Below are 17,487 nucleotides of genomic sequence, written 5' to 3' on the forward strand. Positions count from 1 at the left end.
CGAGCCGCGGCAGAGGCTGAGCCCCCGACCGTATCCGGGCACACGCAGGTCCGGTGCCCGGACGGTCCCCCCTGCCCGGCTGCCACCGCACGATGATCGCCCCGCTCCTTCACCAGGAGGTCCTCCATGCCGTCATCCTCGTCCTCCCCACTGCCACCGACGTCCGCGGGCCCGGCCCGGCGGGCCGCCAGAACCCTGCTCGTCCTCGCCGTCACCGCGGGCCTGGCCGCCGCCGTCCCCGCCGCGGGCAGTGCCGCCTCCGCGCCCACCACCCCCCAGCCGTCCGCCACCACCGGCGTGGCCGCCAAGCCGTACATGGGCTGGTCCAGCTGGAGCATGCAGTCCTCGAAGTACCCGGGCCTGAACCCGGACGGCGACTACAGCTACCTCACCGAGGCGAACGTGCTGAAGCAGACGGACGCCCTCGCCGCCAAGCTCAAGGACTACGGCTACACGTACGTCAACATAGACGCCGGCTGGTGGCGCAAGAACGACTGGACGCCCGAGTACGACCAGTACGGCAGACAGGCGGCCGACCCGCTCCGCTTCCCCCACGGCATGAAGGCGGTGGCCGACCACATCCACGCCAAGGGCCTCAAGGCGGGCATCTACCTGCCCGTCGGCCTGGAGAAGGAGGCGTACGGCGGCGGCAGCGTGCCGATCTGGAACGCCCCCGGCTGCACCACCGCCGACATCGTCTACCCCGACCTGCGCACCACCAACGGCTGGGACAGCTCCTACAAGCTGGACTTCGACAACCCCTGCGCGCAGAAGTACATCGACTCCCAGGCGCAGCTCCTGGCCGGCTGGGGCTACGACTTCCTCAAGCTGGACGGTGTGGGCCCGGGCTCCTTCAAGTCCGGCGACAACTACGACAACGTGCCCGACGTGGCCGCCTGGCAGCGGGCCATCGCCGCCACCGGCCGCCCGATGCACCTCGAACTGTCCTGGTCGCTGGACATCGGCCACGCCGCCGACTGGAAGCAGTACTCCAACGGCTGGCGCATCGACACCGACGTCGAGTGCTACTGCAACACGCTGGTCACCTGGGAGAACTCGGTCAACGACCGGTGGAACGACGCCCCGGCGTGGAGCGACAAGGCGGGGCCCGGCGGCTGGAACGACCTGGACTCGCTCGACGTCGGCAACGGGCAGATGGACGGCCTCAGCAACGCCGAGCGGCAGAGCTACATGACCCTGTGGGCGATCAACAAGTCCCCGCTGTTCACCGGTGACGACCTGACCAGTCTGGACAGCTACGGCCTGTCCCTGCTGACCAACCAGGAGGTCATCGGGGTCGACCAGAGCGACTCGCCGGTCGCCCGCCCGGTCACCTCGGTCGGCGACCAGCAGGTGTGGGGCACCCGGAACTCCGACGGCAGCTACACCGTCGCCCTGTTCAACCTCTCCGGCGCGCCCGCCTCGGTCACCGCCGACTGGGCCGACTTCGGCTTCACCGGCAACGCCGCCGTCCGTGACCTGTGGAACAAGCAGAACCTCGGGTCGTACAGGAACGGGATCACCGAAGCACTGCCGGCCCACGGCTCGCGGCTGTTCACCGTCAAGCCCCGCACCGCGCTGGCGACCACGGGTTACGAGGCGGAGTCCGCCGCCAACACCCTGAGCGGCAACGCCTCCGTCGCCGGATGCGACGCCTGCTCCGGCGGCCAGAAGGTCGGCAACCTCTACCTCGGCGGCAAGCTGACGTTCAACGGCGTCCAGGCGCCCAAGGACGGGATCTACACCGTCCAGATCTCCTACGTCAGCGGTGACCCCCGCTCGGCGACCGTCTCCTCCAACGGCGGCAACGGCACCGGCGTGAACTTCCCCTCCACCGGGGACTGGAACACGGTCCACGCCATCAGCGTCCAACTGGCCCTGAAGGCTGGCCCGAACACGATCACCGTCGACAGCGGCAACTGGTACGCGCCCGACATCGACAAGATCGCCGTGCCGCAGACCCTGTGAGGGCGCGCGGCCCTCGGCGCCCGGGCCGTACGCGCCCCCGCCCGACGGCCGCGCCCGCCGCACCCCCCCCCACACGTCGCACCCGCATCCGCCGTTCCCCCGATAGGGAGTGCAGAACGTGGACATCCAGCACACCGATCCGACCGAGCACCCCACCAGCCGCAGGCGCTTCCTGGCCCTGGCCGCCGCGGCCGGTACGACCGCCGCGCTGGGCGGCCTGAACGCCTTCACCGCGTCCGCCGCCCCGCTGCGTCCCACGCAGTCGCCCATGCTCTCGGCGGCCGACGCCGCGAAGAACCAGCTCTGGTGGCAGGCACCCGGCTCGTCCACCTCGATGATCGGGCAGGGGCTGCCGGTCGGGAACGGGCGCCTCGGGGCGCTCGCGAGCAACGATCCGGGCACCGAGTTCCTGACGGTCACCGACGCCGGCCTGTGGACCGGCGGACTCAACGACACGCTGCAGGACGACGGCCAGTTTCCGTACGGCCGCGACGACTTCGGCTCCCTGACCCTGCTGGCCGAGCTCACCGTCGCCGTCCCCGGCCACGACCTGGGCCGGGCGAACAACTACCGCCGCGTCCTCGACCTGGCCCAGGGGCTGGTCAGCGCCTCGTACGACATCGGCGGCGTCACCTACCAGCGGCAGATCTTCGCCAGCCGTCCGGACGACGCGATCGTGCTGCACTTCTCCCAGCAGGGCGGCGGCACCTACACCGGCACGGTCTCCCTGGCCGGCACCCACGGCGAGTCCACCGCCGCCGGTGACGCGGCCCGTTGCGTCTCCTTCGGCGGCACGCTCGGCAACGGCCTGAAGTACGGCGCCGCCGTCACCGCGTACAGCGGCAGCGGCAAGGTCGCCGTCGACGGCACGACCCTCTCCTTCACCGGCTGCAAGGACCTCACGGTCGTCCTCAGCGGCGGCACCGACTACGCGCCCGACGCCGCCGCGGGATTCCGCAACCCCTCCGTGGACCCGCGGGCGCTGGCGATCTCCAAGGTCCTGGCCGCGGCCGGCCACTCGTACGACACCCTGCTGCACACTCATGTCGCCGACTTCCGCCCGGTGTTCGGGCAGCTCGACATCAATCTCGGTACGTCCTCGGCCGCGCAGCGCGGCCTGGACACCTGGGAGCGGGTGCAGGCGCGCTACCGGGACAACGTCCCCGACCCGGAACTGGAGGCGGCCTACCTCCAGTTCGGCCGCTACCTGATGATCTCCGGGTCGCGGGGCACCCTGCCGATGGGCCTGCAGAGCGTGTGGCTGGACGGCAACGACCCGGACTGGATGGGTGATTACCACACCGACATCAACATCCAGATGAACTACTGGATGGCGGACCGGGCGGGCCTGTCCGACTGCTTCGACAGCTTCGCGGACTACTGCCTGGCGCAGTTGCCGTCCTGGACGGACGTCACGCAGCGGCTGTTCAACAGCCTCACCAACCGCTACCGCAACTCCAGCGGCAAGATCGCCGGCTGGACCGTGGCCATCTCCACCAACCCCTACGGCGGGGGCGGCTGGTGGTGGCACCCGGCCGGCAACGCCTGGTTGTGCCACAACCTCTTCGACCACTACGAGTACACCCAGGACCGTGCCTACCTGGAAAAGGTGTACCCGCTCATCAAGGGTGCCGTGGAGTTCTGGGAGGCGCGCCTGATCACCACCACGGTGACGGACGCGTCCGGGGCCTCGCGCGAGGTGCTGATCGCCGACAGCGACTGGTCGCCCGAGCAGGGCCCGCTCGACGCCAAGGGCATCACCTACGCCCAGGAACAGGTGTGGAACCTCTTCGGGCATTTCCACACCGCGACCGAGGTGCTGGGCCGCGACGCCGCCTACCGTGCGACCATCGACGGCCTGCGTGACCGCCTCTACCTGCCGGTGGTGAGCCCCACCACCGGCTGGCTGGAGGAGTGGATGTCCCCCGACAACCTGGGGGAGACCACCCACCGGCACCTGTCCCCGCTGTTCGGCCTCTTCCCCGGCGACCGGATCCGCCCGGACGACTCCACGCCCAAGGACATCCTGGACGGCGCGACCGCGCTGCTCACCGCCCGCGGCATGAACAGCTTCGGCTGGGCCAACGCATGGCGCGCCCTGTGCTGGGCCCGGCTGAAGGACGGCGACAAGGCGTACCAGCTCATCGGCACCAACCTGCAGCCGTCGGTCAACGGCAGCAACGGCAGCGCCATGAACCTGTTCGACATCTACCAGACCGAACCGGGCCGCGGCATCTTCCAGATCGACGCCAACTTCGGCACGCCGTCCGCGATCGTGGAGATGCTGGTCTACTCCCGTCCCGGCCACGTCGAACTGCTTCCCGCGCTTCCCGCCGCCTGGGCCGCCTCCGGCTCGGTCTCGGGCGTCGGCGTACGCGGCGGCTTCACCGCCGACTTCACCTGGAAGAACGGCAAGGTCGTCCAGGCCACGCTGACCAGCGTGCGCGGCGGCACCACCACCCTCGTCGCCGGCGCCGCGACCCGCAAGGTCAGCCTGAAGCCCGGTGAGTCCGTCACCCTCCGCAACCTGGCCTGACCCCCCGCCCGCCGCGAGCCGACCATCCCGTTCACGGTCGCCGGCTCGCGGCGGGCTCCGGACCATCCGTCCGAGGGCCGTCCGAGGCCGGAAAGACATTGGACGCAAGATCGTGGGATCGGCCATGATCCCGGCGTGCACATACCGAGACGACACGCCGAGGTCCTCGCCGCAACCTTTCTGACGGCAGTGCTGGCCGGCTGCTCGACGCCACCGGCCTTCCAGGCCGTGCCGGTGACCACGGGCTCGGCGGCTTCGTCCCCGTCGGCCCCCGCACCCCCCTCCTCGACCCGGGGCGCACCTGCGTCCGGGGCGGGAGCACAGCTCCTGGCCACCATCCTGCCGGTACCGGCGGGCGCGCATGCCTGGACCGTCCGCAACGGCGTCCTGGACCTGGACGGCTTCGCGCGCGGGCTCTTCGCCGCAGACGCCGTCTCGGGGGAGAAGGCGGTGCTCGCACGGCGACGCTTCGTCGTGGCCGCGCGGCAGAGCTGGTTCGGTACCGACGGCAGCCAGGCCGACATCTTCCTCGTCCGGTTCGCCGCACCCACCGGCGCCGAGAGCATGTACGAGTCCATGGCACACACGTGGCAGACCGGAAACACGCCGCATCAGACGATCTTCGCGGACCCCGCGGACCACGCCACCGGCGCCGTCAACAGCGCCGTCGACAAGCTCGGCAACGCCGGTGTCAAAATGATCAGTGTCCGCGGCGACGTGTTCGTCTACGTCCACTACTTCACCGCCGCCACGCCCGACCGCAGCGGGGCGCAGCACCTCTTCCGTCGCCAACTCGACGCCCTCCACGCCCTCGAGAAGTAGGGGGCGACCCGTCGCCCCCGCCGACGGCAGGCGGCTAGTGCTCGGCGGTCCGCGTCGGGGCGGGGGTCGTCCGGGCCATGGAGGCGAGGAGGCGGAGTTTCTCGTCGCTCTCGCTGCCCTGGTCGGCGTAGTAGAGGACCAGGAGCACGTCGTCGACGGGGAGCTTGTCGCGGTGGAGGTGGAGCTCACCGACGACGGGGTGGTTCACGGTGGCGGTGCCGCCGTCGAGGTTGCGGACGTCGTGGCGGGCCCAGAGGGTGCGGAAGCGTTCGCTCGACAGGGCGAGCTCGCCGACCAGCTCCACGAAGCGCGGGTCGTCGGTGTCGTCGCCGACGGATTTTCTGAAGGCGGCGACGAATCCCTCCGTGGAGCGGGCCCAGTCCTGCTGGAACGCCCGCTCCTCGGGATCGAGCAGCAGCGAGCGGAGCCGGTTGTGCGGGGGCTGGAGGCGCGGGGAGAGCGCGACCGCGAGCCGGTTCGACGCGAGCACGTCGAAGGCGCGCCCTTCCACGAAAGCGGGCACCTGCACGCTCGCCAGGAGCTGATGCAGCCGTGCCGGTACGCGCTCGGGCCTGCGGCGCCGCTGCGGCCTCGGGCGCGCGGCGGCCAGGCCGAGGAGGTATTCCTGTTCGAGCTCGTCGAGGTGCAGGACCCGGGCGAGCGATTCGAGGACCTGGAGTGAGGGGTTCTTGTCGCGGCCGCGCTCCAGCCGCAGGTAGTAGTCGGCGCTGATGCCCGCGAGCATGGCCACTTCTTCCCGGCGCAGCCCCGGGACGCGGCGATTCGCGCCCGCCGGAAGCCCGGCCCGTTCGGGAGTGACCAGGGCTCTGCGGGCCCGCAGGTAGCCGCCGAGCAGGTTGCCGCGGTCGTCGTCGGTCATATTTCGGATCGTAGTTCAGGGCCGCGTCGGCAAAGGGGGCCCTGACAGGACCCCGGAAAACGGGGGCACTGCCTCCACCCGGCGAAGGGATCGACACTGGAGGTGTTCCTTCGTATCCGTGCTGATCAGGAGCCACCCATGGATATCACCAACCGCACCGTCTTCATCGCCGGAGCCACCTCGGGCATCGGTCTGGAGCTCGCCCGCCGCTTCGCCGCGGCCGGCAGCACCGTCGTCGTCGGCGGACGGCGGACCGACCAGCTCGAGCACATCGCGGCCGAGGGGTTCGCCACCGTCACCATCGACGTGACCGACCAGGACAGCGTCGACCACGCCCGCGACACGATTCTGCGCGACCACCCGGCCCTCGACACGATCGTGACGATGTCCGGGGTCATGCTCCCCGAGGACCTGCGCGACCCCGCGCACTTCAGTGCCGCGCGGACCACGATCGACACCAACCTCCTCGGCACCATCCGCGTCATCGACGCCTTCACCCCGCACCTGATCGGGCGCGGCGCCGGCACCATCGTCACGGTCACCTCGGGCATCGGGTTCCTGCCGTTCCCGCCCATGCCGACCTACGCCGCCTCGAAGGCCGGCGTGCACGCCTACTCCGAGGCGCTGCGCGCACAGCTGGACGGCACCGGCGTCGAGGTCGCCGAACTGGTCCCGCCGGCCGTCGCCACCTTGCCGGAGCACGCCCGGGCCAACCCCCGCGCGCTCAAGCTGGACGACTTCGCCACCGAGGTGATGGACCTGCTCCAGGCCGACCCCACCCCGCACGAGATCCTCGTCAAGGGCGTGATGATGCACCGGTGGGCCGAGCGCGACGGCACCTACGACGAGCTGGTCGCCCAGCGGTCGCAGGCGCTCTCGATGCTCCCCGGCCGTCAGTGACGGCAGTCGGTGAGGCCGTCAGTGACCGGAGCGCGGGGCCGGCGGCCGGGCGGAACGGCGGTCGCGGAAGAACTCGGTGATGTCGTCCGCCAGCAGGCCGGGCTCTTCGTGGGCGGCGAAGTGCCCGCCGCGCGGCATGTGCGTCCAGCGCGCGATGGCGTAGGTCCGCTCGGCCCAGCTCCGCGGCGGCCGGCTCAGGTCGGCCGGGAACAGGGCGACCGCCGTGGGCACACTCACCCGCTCGACCCGCCTGGTCAGGCCCTGCGCGTACTCGTAGTAGGGGCGGAACGAGGTGGAGATCGTGCCGGTGAACCAGTAGAGGGACGCCTGCGTGAGGAGGAAGTCGTCGGTGAAGCGCGCGGACAGCTCGCCGCCGCTGTCGCTCCACGCGCGGTACTTCTCGGTGAGCCAGGTGAGCAGGCCTGTGGGGGAGTCGGCCAGGCCCTGGCTCAGGGTGAGCGGGCGGGTGCTCTGCTGGTGCTGGTAGCCGCCCTCCCGCGCCTGCCAGGCCGACACGGCGTCGAGGTGGGCCTGCTCCTGCGGGGTGAGGCCGGCCGGGTCGTAGGACGCCGGGGCCGCCACGGCCAGCACATGGATGCCGACCAGCGCCTCCGGGCGGGCCTCGGCGAGCCGTGAGGTGACGCCGGCGCCCAGGTCGCCGCCGTGCGCCGCGTACCGCTCGAAGCCGAGTTCGTCGTGCATCAGCCGGTGCCAGAGGTCGTGGGTCTGCTCCGCGCCGGTGAGCGCGGGCCGCTGCGGTGAGAACGCGAATCCGGGCAGCGACGGGACGATCACGGTGAAGGCGTCCTCGGCCGCACCGCCGTACCGGGAGGGGGCGGCCAGCCGCTCGGCGAGGGCGGTGAGCTCGAGGAAGGAACTGGGCCAGCCGTGGGTGAGGACGATCGGCAGCGCGTCCGGGTGCTCGCCGTCGTAGCGGAGGTAGTGCACGGGGGTGCCGCCGAGGTCGGCGAAGCGGGAGGGGAGGGCGTTGATCGCTGCTTCGTGGGCCCGCCAGTCGTAGCCGTCGGCCCAGTACGCGGCCAGGCGGCGGATCTCCACCGGGTCCGTACCGGCCGCCCAGCCGTCGACCGGCCACGGCTCGGCCCATCGTGTGTCCTTCAACCGGGCGCGGAGCCCGGCCAGTTCGGCGTCACTGACCGAGATCACGGGTGGGTTGCTCGGCATGGCGTTCTCCTTGGCGTGTTGCGGTTCCCGCCGTGACGGGTGGGTCTGTTGGGTTCGCCGGGGTGGTACGGACCGGTGGGCGGTCGGCGCGCGGGTCGCGGCGGGCGGCGCCGGCCAGGGCGGCGGACCCGGTCATGAGGACCGCGACGACGAGCAGGGCGGGGGCGAGACCGGTCCGGCCGGCGAGGAATCCGATCAGCGGAGGGCCGCCGACGAAGCCGCCGTATCCGATCGAGGTGATGACACCGACCCGGTCGGCGGCACGTACGGGCTCGTCCGCGCCCGCGCTCAGCGCGACCGGGAAGCCGAGCGCCGCGCCCCCTCCCCACAGCAGCACACCGGCGACCGCCGCCCAGGCGCCCGGCCCGAACGCGAAGAGGACGACGCCGGTGGCCGCGGCGGCGGCAGCCGCGCGCAGCGCCCCGGGCCGGCCCAGCCGGCCGATGACCGCGGGCCCGAACCAGCGGCCCAGCGTGATCGCGGCGAGGAACACGGCATAGGTCAGCGTCCCGACGGCAGCCGTGGCGTGGTGGCGGTCGATGACGGTGAGGCTGATCCAGTTGCTGCCCGCGCCTTCCGCGACCGCGAAGGCCAGCGCGATCAGGCCGATGGCCGGCGTGCGCGGGTCGCGCCAGGGAGCCGGGCCGAGGGGTGCCATCGCCCGGTGCGGACCGGCCGTGCGGGGTGCGGACCCGGGGAGCTCGGGGAGGAAGTGCCGGGCGGCCGCGGGCGTCGCGAGGGCGACGAGTACGGCGACCGCGGCGATGTGCAGGCTCACCGGAATCCGCCAAGCGGTCATCAGGGCGCCGAGACTCGCTCCGGCGACCGTACCGAGACTGAACCCGGCGAAGAAGCGCGGCATCACCGGACGGCCGAGCCGGCGTTCGACGGCCGCGGCGTGCACGGTCATCGCGACGTCCCAGATGCCGGTGGCCGCGCCCTGCAGGAACAGGCCGGCCATCAGCAGCGGCGACCGGAGGGCGTACCCGAGCGCCACCACGCCGAGACCGGCGCCGACCAGTACGGCCACGGCGCTGACCGCCCGGCGGGGCCCGATCCGGCCGACGACCCTCCCGGCCGGCGGCAGCACCAGCGCGCCGCCGGCGGCGATCACGAGGAGCATCAGCCCCAGCGACGCCGGGTCCAGGCCCATCCGGGCACGTATCTGCGGCAGCCGGGAGGTCCACGTCGCCCCGGCGACTCCCAGGGCGGCGAAGACCGCGTACGTCGATCTCACCGCGGCCGCGGTCTCCCGCGCCCGCGGATCGGCGGCGGCGGTCGCGGTCACGATTCCGGTCCGATGGCCTGGGCCAGGGCCCGTACGATCGCCGCCCGCGTCGTTTCCCGCGGCTCCGGATCCGCCGCGAGCAGCGCATGCATGATCAGCCCTTCGAGCAGGGCGTCCAGCGAGGCGGCGACCTCCGGTCCGGTGAAGCGGGCCAGCACCGCCCGGCTGTCCCGGGTCCACCGCTGCGTGAGCGCGCGCAGCGCCGGATCGCGCAGCGCGGCCAGGTGCAGTTCGAAGCCGAGCACCGCACTGCGGCGCCGGGACGGTCCTCCCCGCACGAGTTCCACCAGGACCTCGACCAGGTCCTCCCGCGCCTCCACCCCCGTGAACAGCCCCTCGAACTCCGCGGTCCGCCGCTCCACGTACCAGCCGAACGCCTCCGCCTGCAGCTCCGCCAGGCTCGCGAAGTGATACGTGACCGATCCGAGGGGTACGTCCGCGCGTGCGGCCACCTTCCGATGCGTGATCCCGGCCGCCCCGTCCGTCACGAGCACGTCGAGCGCGGCGTCCAGAATGCGGGTCCTCCGCTCCGGATCATGCCGCCGAGCCCGTCTCCCGCCGCCTTCCGTCCTCTCCATAGGAACAAATGTACATCCCTTGAGGAACAGATGTACGTAACGGCGGCGCTGTCGGTGGGAGGCGCTATGTTCTGGCCCGTGGAGACCTCACCGACAACCGTCCGGCTCACCGGAGACCGCGGCCGGAAGAGGTCCAATAATTGCGTCCGGCCGGCCCTGAACCTAGGCTCCCCCACGGCTGGCGATCACAGTCTGCAATCACATCGTTCCGAGGGCGGGAGGCCCTGGCGTGTCCCGAGTGAGAGTCCACAACTTCGCCGTCTCCATCGACGGTTTCGCCACCGGTGAAGGGCAGAGCCTCGACGCCCCGTTCGGCCATGCCGGCACGCGGCTGCACGAGTGGTTCTTCGGGACCCGGACCTTCCAGCAGCAGGTGCTCGGCAAGCCGGACGGGAGCACCGGGGCCGACGACGCCATCGCCCGCACCTGGAACGACGGCATCGGGGCGGAGATCATGGGCCGCAACAAGTTCGGCCCCCAGCGCGGGCCGTGGGAAGACCACGACTGGAACGGCTGGTGGGGGCCCAACCCGCCCTTCCACACCCCGGCGTTCATCCTGACCCACCACCCCCGCCCCTCGGTGGAGATGGAGGGCGGCACCACCTTCCACTTCATCGACGCCACGCCGCAGGAGGCACTGCGTCAGGCGCGCGAGGCCGCGGGCGACCTGGACGTGCGGATCGGCGGCGGGCCGACCACGGTCCGCGCCTTCCTCGCCGAGGATCTCGTCGATCACCTGCACATCGTTGTCGTCCCCATCGTCCTGGGCCGGGGCGAGCGCCTGTGGGACGGACTCGAAGGACTCGACCAGCGCTTCCAGGTCGAGTCCGTGACGACCCCCAGCGGCGTCACTCACATGACCTACACCCGGCCGTAAGCGACTGTCCGCCCGGTCCGCGGCCCCGCTAGCGGGCGATGCCGGCCGCGAACCGGTCGGCGACGGTGCGGGGTTCGCGGCCGAGCAGTTCGGCCAGTGCGGGGCCGACGCCGGCGAAGCGCCCTTCGCGGGCGGCCCGGAACGTGGTGAGCGTCATCCGTGCCATCGCCTCCGGCGTGCCGGCCGCGACCTTGTCCGCGATCCACTCCTCGTCGTCCACCACGACGCGCTTGACCTCCCGGCCGCCGACCCTGGAGGCGATGGCGGCGACGTCGTCGAACGTCACGGCCCGGGACGCGGTGAGCGTGACCGGCCCGTCGAACGTCCGGTCACCGGCCAGGACGACCGCTGCCGCTTCGGCCACATCGGCGCGGTCGGTCCAGGAGACCGGCCCGTCGGCCGGGGCCGTGATGGTGCCGGTCCGCTGCCAGGGGCCGAGCAGCCAGCCCAGGCTGTGGGCGTAGAAGCCGTTGCGCAGCGAGGTCCAGGCGACCCCGGAGCCGGCGAGGAGCGTTTCGGTGGCGGCGTGATCGCGGGCCGGGGGGAAGGGGCTGTCGGCCCCGGCGCCCTGGTGGCTGGTGTAGAGGATGCGCCGGACTCCCGCCGCGACGGCGGCCTCGATGCCGGCGCGGTGCAGGGCGACCGCGTCGGCGTGCGGGTCGTTGGAGGAGACGAGCAGGACCTGCTCGGCGCCTTCGAAGGAGTGGCGCAGCGCGACCGGGTCCTCGTAGGAGCCCTGTCGTACCCGTACGCCGCGCTCGGCGAAGCGTCGTGCCTTGTCGACGTCGCGGACGCTGACGCCGATCCGCTCCGCGGGGACCCGCTTCAGGAGGTGTTCGACGGTGGCGCCGTTCAGCGCGCCGGTCGCACCGGTGACAACGATCACGAGGGGGTTCCTTTCGTGCCCGCTCCGCGCGCGGGCGTGTCTCATCGGCCGCGCAGGAGCGGCAGCAGGATGTCGTCGACGAGGTGCTCGACGAAGCGCTGGTCGCACGGCTCGCCGGCGACGACCACGCGGTGCACGATCACGGCCGGGGCCACCTCGGCGAAGAGCTCGGCGGCGCCGGGCACCAGGTGTTCGCCGCGCCCGATCGCCTTGCGCAGCGGCTGGTCGGTCATCGCGGCCTCGTCGCGGCGCAGGATGCGGCGCATCTCCTCGGCGAGCCTCGGGTCGCTGCGCATGCCGGCGAACAGTGCCCCGAGCAGCCCGATCTCCTGCTCGGCGATCTGCCCCGCCAGCCAGGCGACGAGCGCGAGCAGGTTCTCGCGAAGGTCGTCCGCGGCGGGCTCGGGCGGCGTGGCGTGCGAGCGATGTTCGACCGCGGCCGCGACCAGGGCGGCCTTGTCGCGGTAGCGGCGGTAGATCGTCGTCTTCGCCGCCCTGGAGCGGCCCGCGACCGCCTCCATGGACAGATGCTCGTAACCGACCTCGACCAGCAGGGACAGCGTCGCCTCGAGGATCGCCACGTCACGACTCGCGTCACGCGGCCTGCCCGTTCCGGACGACTTGTCCGGCCCGCCGGCGCCCGGGCCACCCGATGCATTCACCAAGGGACGACCTCCTTACTTTCGCTACGCTACTGTAGCGTATCGAAAGTAGGCGGAACGGGGTCATGCCCCAACGGCGGCCCCCTAACGCTCGTGGATCCCGCTGATGCGGCCGCGTGCGAGGACCGGGGCCTCGATGGCGGCGAGCAGGGGGCGCGGCCGGGTTTTGAGGAGGGCGTCGCGGTCCGGGCGGTTCAGGAGGGTGCGGCCGAGTGCGTAGAGCTGGACGACGTAGCGGTGCGGGCCGTGGCCCTTGAGGGGTTCCGGTCCGTGGTAGCCGCGGCCGATGGTGGAACGCAGCAGGGTGACGCCCGGAGCGGGGTGCCGCTTGGACAGCGCGCCCGGCGGGAGTTCGTGCGGGCTCCGGAGGCCGGCCTCGTCGATGATTGCGAGGCAGTGGACGGCGGGCTTGCTGCCCAGCGGGCTGTCGATGTCCTCGATCAGGAGCAGGAGTTCGGCGGTTCCGGCCGGCGGCTCGCTCCAGGACAGGTGCGGCGAGAGGTTCTCGCCGCCGACCCGGGAGCCGGCGTGCCGGGGCGGGAGCGGGTGCGAGTCGGTGAAGTCGCCGCTGGTGATCCGAAGCGTTTCCGGTGCGGACAGGTTGGGTTGGTTCCACGCGTAATTGCCCTCGTCGGGGCGGCTGTTGCGCAGAAGAGTGCCCAGGAGTGTCATGCGTCTGCCTTGCCTAACTGGTCGGGGGTTCGGCTTCGGAATTCAGGGCCGCGAAGATGCGGGTAAGGGCGGACAGGTCGTCCGAGTCGAGGGCGGCGAGGGCGGGCGGCGGGTCGGTGAGGATCCGCTGGGCGGTCGCGGCGGCCTGCCGGCCGGCGTCGGTGAGGTGCACGAGTTTGCGGCGGTTGTCCTCGGGATGCGCTCCCCGGCGGACGAGGCCGCGTCGCTCCAGCCGGTCCACCGCGACGGTGGCGGCGGAAGGGTCGACCTCGACGGCCTGCGCGATCTCCCGCAGCGTCATCGGAGCGTCGGCGAGCCTGATCAGCAGTTCGGCCTTCCCCACGCCGAGGTCCAACTCGACGCGCAGCGCACGGCGGCGGTCCTCGCCCGCGATGAATTTCTGCATCCCCGCCCAGGCCTCGGCCGCCGGGGCGTCGTTGCCTGCGGTGCTCGCGTCGGAGTTCATCGGGTCATCTCCAGGGCTTTGGCGCTCAGCTGCGCACGGGTGCGTTCGGCATGGGCGGTGGCCCACCGCCCGGTCGAGATCAGGCCGAACAGTACGGTCGCACCGCCGCAACCGGCGAGTAGGGCCCAGGCGGCACGGCTCGACGCCACGAACCCGGCCGAGCCGCCCGCGACGATCGAACCGCACACCGCCACGCCGATCGCCGCACCGGTCTGCCGGCATGTCGAGGCGATCGCCCCGGCGACCCCGGCCTGGTCCCGGGGCAGGCCCGACAGGGCGGTATTGGTGACCGGGGTGCCGACCAGGCCGCATCCCGCGCCGAACAGGACGTAGGCGAGCACGAGGTACCCGGCACTCGTCCCGCGCCCGGCCCCGGTCAGCAGACCCGTACCCGCCGCCAGGAGCAGTCCGGCGAGCACCAGCGCGGGCCTGGGGCCCCGGGCGGCCACGACGCGTCCGGAGACCGTCGAGCACACCGCGAGCGCGGCCGCCATCGGAATCGTGAGCACTCCCGCGTGCAGTGGACTGAAGCCGCGCACATCCTGCAGATACAGCGTGTTGAGGAACAGGAAGCCGCCGAGCGTCATCAGCGCGACCAGCGCGATGAGCGTCGCTCCGGAGAAGGCCGGGCTGCGGAAGAACCGTAGGTCCACCAGCGGCTCGGACCGACGGGGCTCCAGCAGCACCAGCCCGGCCACCGAGGCGCCCGCCACGACGAACATCACGACGATCAGCGGGGAACCCCACCCGTGCCGCGGCCCTTCGATCACCGCGGCCGTGACCGGACCGAGGAAGGTCACGACGAGCGCCTGTCCGAGCGGATCGAACCGCTTGCCGCGCGTGGCCTTGGACTCGGGGACGTACTTCTTGGTCAGATACATGGCCAGCGCGCCGACCGGCACGTTGATCCAGAAGATGGAACGCCACCCCAAGGCGCTGACCAGCAGGCCGCCGAGCACGGGACCGCTCGCCAGGCTCAGACCCGCCACCGACCCCCAGGCGCCCACCGCGCGGGCCCGCGCGGCCGGCTCGGTGAAGGTGGTGGCGATGATCGACATCGCGACCGGGTTGAGCATCGACCCGCCGACGGCCTGGAGCGCGCGGAAGGCGACCAGGGCGCCCAGGGAGGGCGCGATGCTGCACAGCAGGGAGCCGAGCGAGAAGATCGCCAGCCCGGTCAGGAACACCCGCCGTCGGCCGAAGCGGTCGGCGAGCGAGCCCGAGAGCATCAGCAGACACGCGATCACCAGCGTGTAGGCGTCGATCGCCCACTGCAGACCGCTGACCGGCGTGTGCAGCGCCCGCTGGATCGAGGGGAGGGCCACGTTGACGATCGTCGCGTCGAGACCCGCCACGAACACGCTCAGGCAGCAGGTCAGCAGCACGACGGTCTGCCCGCGGGGCGAGAGCCCGCGCGGCATCACTGAGTCGCTCATAATGGTTAATGTACAACAACTATTGTTCGCCGACTCGCCGACACCTGAGCGCGGCGGTGACGAACGAGGTGACGAGGGGACGGCGGTCCTGCTCGTTCCAGGCGAGGACGAGGCGGCTGGGGGGCGCGTCGGACACCGGGACGCAGTGCAGGCCGGGCGGGAGACGTTCGACCAGCGAGCGGGGCAGCACCGCGATCATCCGGCCCACCGTGATCATGTGCATCATCTGGACCACGTCCGCGACCTCGGGACCGGCGCCGGGACCGGTCATGGCATCGGCGCCGTCACCGTTGTGGATGCCCTTCCAGAGCGGCAGCGTCTCCCCGTCCAGATCGGCCGTCCGCACCGACGTGTGCCCGGCCAGCCGGTGCCCGGACGGGACGATGACCACGCGGTCCTCGACGTGGAGCGTCTCGTGGGCCAGGCCGTCGAGATCGTCGAAGGGGGCGTAGAGCAGGCCCACGTCGGCCCGGCCGTCGCGCAGGAAGTCGGTGCGGTCGGCCGGGCCGCTGAACAGGATGTCCACCCGGCGGGCATCGGGCCGGCGGGCGTATTCCGCCAGGATCCCGGACAGCAGGCCGGCGTCTCCGCCGGGCTTGAGCACGAGCTGGAGGTGTGCCGGGCTGTCACCGGCGCGCCGGGCGTTGCGTACGGCGGCGCCGACCGCGTTCAGCGCGTGCCGCCCATGCTCCTGCAACGCCCGCCCGGCCGGGGTGAGTTCGACGTGCCGGCTGGAGCGGACGAAGAGTGCGACGCCGAGCCGGGCCTCGATCCGCCGGATCGCCTTCGACAGCGCCGGCTGGGCGATGGAGAGCCGGCCGGCGGCCCGGCCGAAGTGCAGCTCGTCGGCGACTGCGATGAAGTACTCGAGCTCGCGGGTCTCCAGTTCGATCATGCCCGCAGGTTATCGCCGATCCATTCCCCTGGGTTATCGGCGGATGTCGAACCGGTCTTGGACGCCTGCGGCGTACGCGATCGAGAATTGCCGCATGATCAACCACACGATGATCGTCTCCTTCGATCAGCCCCTCCCTGACACCGAGCTCGATCAATACCTCGCGGATATCGAACGCGTCATGCTCGACTCCGGTCTCGTGCAGTCGTTCGCGGCCCGGCGCCACGTCCCGATCCCCGGCGAGGAGGCCGTCCCGGCGCTGATCGCGACCGCGATCGTGCAGTTCGCCCTCGCCGACACCGAGGCGCTGGCCAAGGCGTTCACCGCGCCCGGCCTGCACGAGGTCATCGACCACTGGCAGTCGCGGCACCCGTACAAGGTCGCGTGGGCGAACCACGAGCCGCTGGCCTGACCGTCTCGGCACGGGTCCGCTGCCGGCGCCCGCGCCCGCGGCGGACCCGGCCGGCCCGGCGGACCCGGCCACTGGTCCCGGTCCCCGGTCAGGGCTGGATGTTCTCCAGGTCCTCCAGCAGGCTCGGGTGCTTCGGCTCCCAGCCGAGGGCCTGCCGGGTGTGGGCGCTGGACGCGGGCTGGTCCGTCGCGAAGATCTGGCCGAGCGGGCCGTACGTCTCCGGCGGCACCGACTGGACCGGCAGGCCCAGCCGCCGCCCGATGACCGCGGCGATGTCACGTACCTTGTCTCCCTCGTCGGCCACGGCGTGCCAGGCGGTGCCGGCCGGCGCCTGCTCCAGGGCGAGCCGGAAGAGGACCGCCGCGTCGAGCGCGTGCACGGCCGGCCAGCGCTGTTCGCCGTCGCCCGCGTAGCCGGACACTCCGCTCTGGCGTGCGATGTTGGTCAGCAGACCGGCGAACCCGCCCGTGCCCTGGTTGTGCACGGTGCGCGGCAGGCGTACGGCCGAGCTCCGCACCCCGCGCGATGCCAGGCCCAGAACCGCCGTGACCGCGCGACCGCGACCACCGACCGGTCCCTCCACCGCCGCCGGGTCGGCCTCGGTGGAGGGGCGGCCCGGCGCGTAGGGCGTACCCGAGCAGGCGACGAAGGGACGGTCGCTGCCGACGAGTTCCTCGCCGATGGTCGCGAGGGCGGCACTCTCCTCGGCGACCGCGTTCGCCACGGCCTCGGGGCTGCTGAAGTCGTTGGCGAACGCCAGGTGGATCACGCCGTCGGCCCGGGCGACGCCGGCGCGAATGACGTCCAGGTCGGCGAGACCTCCCCGCAGCGGCTCGGCGCCGGCCTCCTCGGCGGCCCGTGCGGACGCGTCGGAGCGGGCGAGTGCGAGGACGGTGTGGCCGTTGCCGAGCAGTTCGGCGACGACGGCGGACCCGATCAGACCGGTGCCACCGGTGACAAAGACGTGCATGGAACTCTCCCGCAAGTGATGGGACTCTTGTCCCATCAGCCTAGCAGGGTGATG

General features: G+C 72.1%; 17 protein-coding genes. 6 read left to right on the top strand and 11 right to left on the bottom strand.

The genetic code is table 11. The features are described from left to right. Nucleotides 1-126 precede the first annotated feature (126 nt). The 3 genes from ITX44_RS17040 to ITX44_RS17050 all read left to right on the top strand — a co-directional run bounded on the left by ITX44_RS17040 (nucleotide 127) and on the right by ITX44_RS17050 (nucleotide 5,326). Complete coding sequence (locus ITX44_RS17040; RefSeq protein ID WP_205358085.1) at nucleotides 127-1,968, top strand: alpha-galactosidase D; 1,842 nt, start codon at nucleotides 127-129, stop codon at nucleotides 1,966-1,968. A 118-nt stretch (nucleotides 1,969-2,086) separates the two neighbouring features. Then, nucleotides 2,087-4,504 (top strand): glycosyl hydrolase family 95 catalytic domain-containing protein, encoded by a 2,418-nt coding sequence (locus ITX44_RS17045; RefSeq protein WP_205358086.1) that lies wholly within the window; start codon nucleotides 2,087-2,089, stop codon nucleotides 4,502-4,504. Between the two features lie 135 nt (nucleotides 4,505-4,639). Continuing rightward, on the top strand, nucleotides 4,640-5,326 hold the full coding sequence (locus ITX44_RS17050; protein WP_205358087.1) for a hypothetical protein: 687 nt from the start codon (nucleotides 4,640-4,642) through the stop codon (nucleotides 5,324-5,326). A gap of 34 nt (nucleotides 5,327-5,360) precedes the next feature. Here the strand turns inward: ITX44_RS17050 and ITX44_RS17055 are convergent, their stop codons facing one another. After that, entirely contained in the window at nucleotides 5,361-6,206 is an 846-nt protein-coding gene (locus tag ITX44_RS17055) for a helix-turn-helix domain-containing protein (protein ID WP_205358088.1), read from the bottom strand. A gap of 138 nt (nucleotides 6,207-6,344) precedes the next feature. Between ITX44_RS17055 and ITX44_RS17060 the strand changes: the two genes are divergently transcribed. Continuing rightward, a complete protein-coding gene (locus ITX44_RS17060) occupies nucleotides 6,345-7,106 on the top strand; it encodes an SDR family oxidoreductase (protein ID WP_205358089.1) in 762 nt (253 codons plus the stop codon). A gap of 18 nt (nucleotides 7,107-7,124) precedes the next feature. On the opposite strand, the gene ITX44_RS17065 is transcribed toward ITX44_RS17060, so the two are convergent. The 3 genes from ITX44_RS17065 to ITX44_RS17075 are packed head-to-tail and all read right to left on the bottom strand — an operon-like array spanning nucleotide 7,125 to nucleotide 10,157. After that, nucleotides 7,125-8,291 (bottom strand): epoxide hydrolase family protein, encoded by a 1,167-nt coding sequence (locus ITX44_RS17065; protein ID WP_205358090.1) that lies wholly within the window; start codon nucleotides 8,289-8,291, stop codon nucleotides 7,125-7,127. Then, nucleotides 8,257-9,579, bottom strand: a complete 1,323-nt coding sequence (locus ITX44_RS17070) for an MFS transporter (protein ID WP_307795314.1) — start codon at nucleotides 9,577-9,579, stop codon at nucleotides 8,257-8,259. Before ITX44_RS17070 ends, ITX44_RS17065 begins: the two co-directional genes overlap by 35 nt. Then, nucleotides 9,576-10,157 (bottom strand): TetR/AcrR family transcriptional regulator, encoded by a 582-nt coding sequence (locus tag ITX44_RS17075; RefSeq protein ID WP_205358091.1) that lies wholly within the window; start codon nucleotides 10,155-10,157, stop codon nucleotides 9,576-9,578. Before ITX44_RS17075 ends, ITX44_RS17070 begins: the two co-directional genes overlap by 4 nt. Before the next feature lie 229 nt (nucleotides 10,158-10,386). On the opposite strand from ITX44_RS17075, the gene ITX44_RS17080 reads away from it, so the two are divergent. Continuing rightward, a complete protein-coding gene (locus tag ITX44_RS17080) occupies nucleotides 10,387-11,034 on the top strand; it encodes a dihydrofolate reductase family protein (protein WP_205358092.1) in 648 nt (215 codons plus the stop codon). 28 nt (nucleotides 11,035-11,062) lie between these two features. On the opposite strand, the gene ITX44_RS17085 is transcribed toward ITX44_RS17080, so the two are convergent. From ITX44_RS17085 to ITX44_RS17110, 6 genes are all read right to left on the bottom strand, one after another. Then, a complete protein-coding gene (locus ITX44_RS17085) occupies nucleotides 11,063-11,920 on the bottom strand; it encodes an SDR family oxidoreductase (protein WP_205358093.1) in 858 nt (285 codons plus the stop codon). 41 nt (nucleotides 11,921-11,961) lie between these two features. Further along, complete coding sequence (locus tag ITX44_RS17090; RefSeq protein ID WP_307795315.1) at nucleotides 11,962-12,501, bottom strand: TetR/AcrR family transcriptional regulator; 540 nt, start codon at nucleotides 12,499-12,501, stop codon at nucleotides 11,962-11,964. A 165-nt stretch (nucleotides 12,502-12,666) separates the two neighbouring features. Further along, the gene (locus ITX44_RS17095; RefSeq protein WP_205358095.1) at nucleotides 12,667-13,254 is read right to left on the bottom strand and encodes a YbhB/YbcL family Raf kinase inhibitor-like protein; all 588 of its coding nucleotides are present in this window, start codon (nucleotides 13,252-13,254) and stop codon (nucleotides 12,667-12,669) included. A gap of 13 nt (nucleotides 13,255-13,267) precedes the next feature. Continuing rightward, nucleotides 13,268-13,720, bottom strand: coding sequence for a MarR family winged helix-turn-helix transcriptional regulator (locus ITX44_RS17100; RefSeq protein WP_205358096.1), 453 nt, complete (start codon nucleotides 13,718-13,720; stop codon nucleotides 13,268-13,270). Further along, entirely contained in the window at nucleotides 13,717-15,156 is a 1,440-nt protein-coding gene (locus ITX44_RS17105) for an MFS transporter (protein ID WP_236060782.1), read from the bottom strand. Before ITX44_RS17105 ends, ITX44_RS17100 begins: the two co-directional genes overlap by 4 nt. 19 nt (nucleotides 15,157-15,175) lie before the next feature. Continuing rightward, nucleotides 15,176-16,051, bottom strand: a complete 876-nt coding sequence (locus tag ITX44_RS17110) for a LysR family transcriptional regulator (protein WP_205358097.1) — start codon at nucleotides 16,049-16,051, stop codon at nucleotides 15,176-15,178. A gap of 94 nt (nucleotides 16,052-16,145) precedes the next feature. Here ITX44_RS17110 and ITX44_RS17115 point away from each other — a divergent pair, with 94 nt between their 5' ends. Then, a complete protein-coding gene (locus ITX44_RS17115; protein ID WP_205358098.1) occupies nucleotides 16,146-16,463 on the top strand; it encodes a hypothetical protein in 318 nt (105 codons plus the stop codon). Nucleotides 16,464-16,551: 88 nt separating this feature from the next. Here the strand turns inward: ITX44_RS17115 and ITX44_RS17120 are convergent, their stop codons facing one another. Then, nucleotides 16,552-17,433 carry an SDR family oxidoreductase gene (locus ITX44_RS17120; RefSeq protein ID WP_205358099.1) on the bottom strand — a complete coding sequence of 294 codons (882 nt, stop codon included), beginning with the start codon at nucleotides 17,431-17,433 and terminating at the stop codon, nucleotides 16,552-16,554. Nucleotides 17,434-17,487: the final 54 nt, after the last annotated feature.

It is taken from the genome of Actinacidiphila acididurans, assembly GCF_016918855.1.
In the GTDB taxonomy this organism is placed as follows: Bacteria; Actinomycetota; Actinomycetes; order Streptomycetales; family Streptomycetaceae; genus Actinacidiphila; species Actinacidiphila acididurans.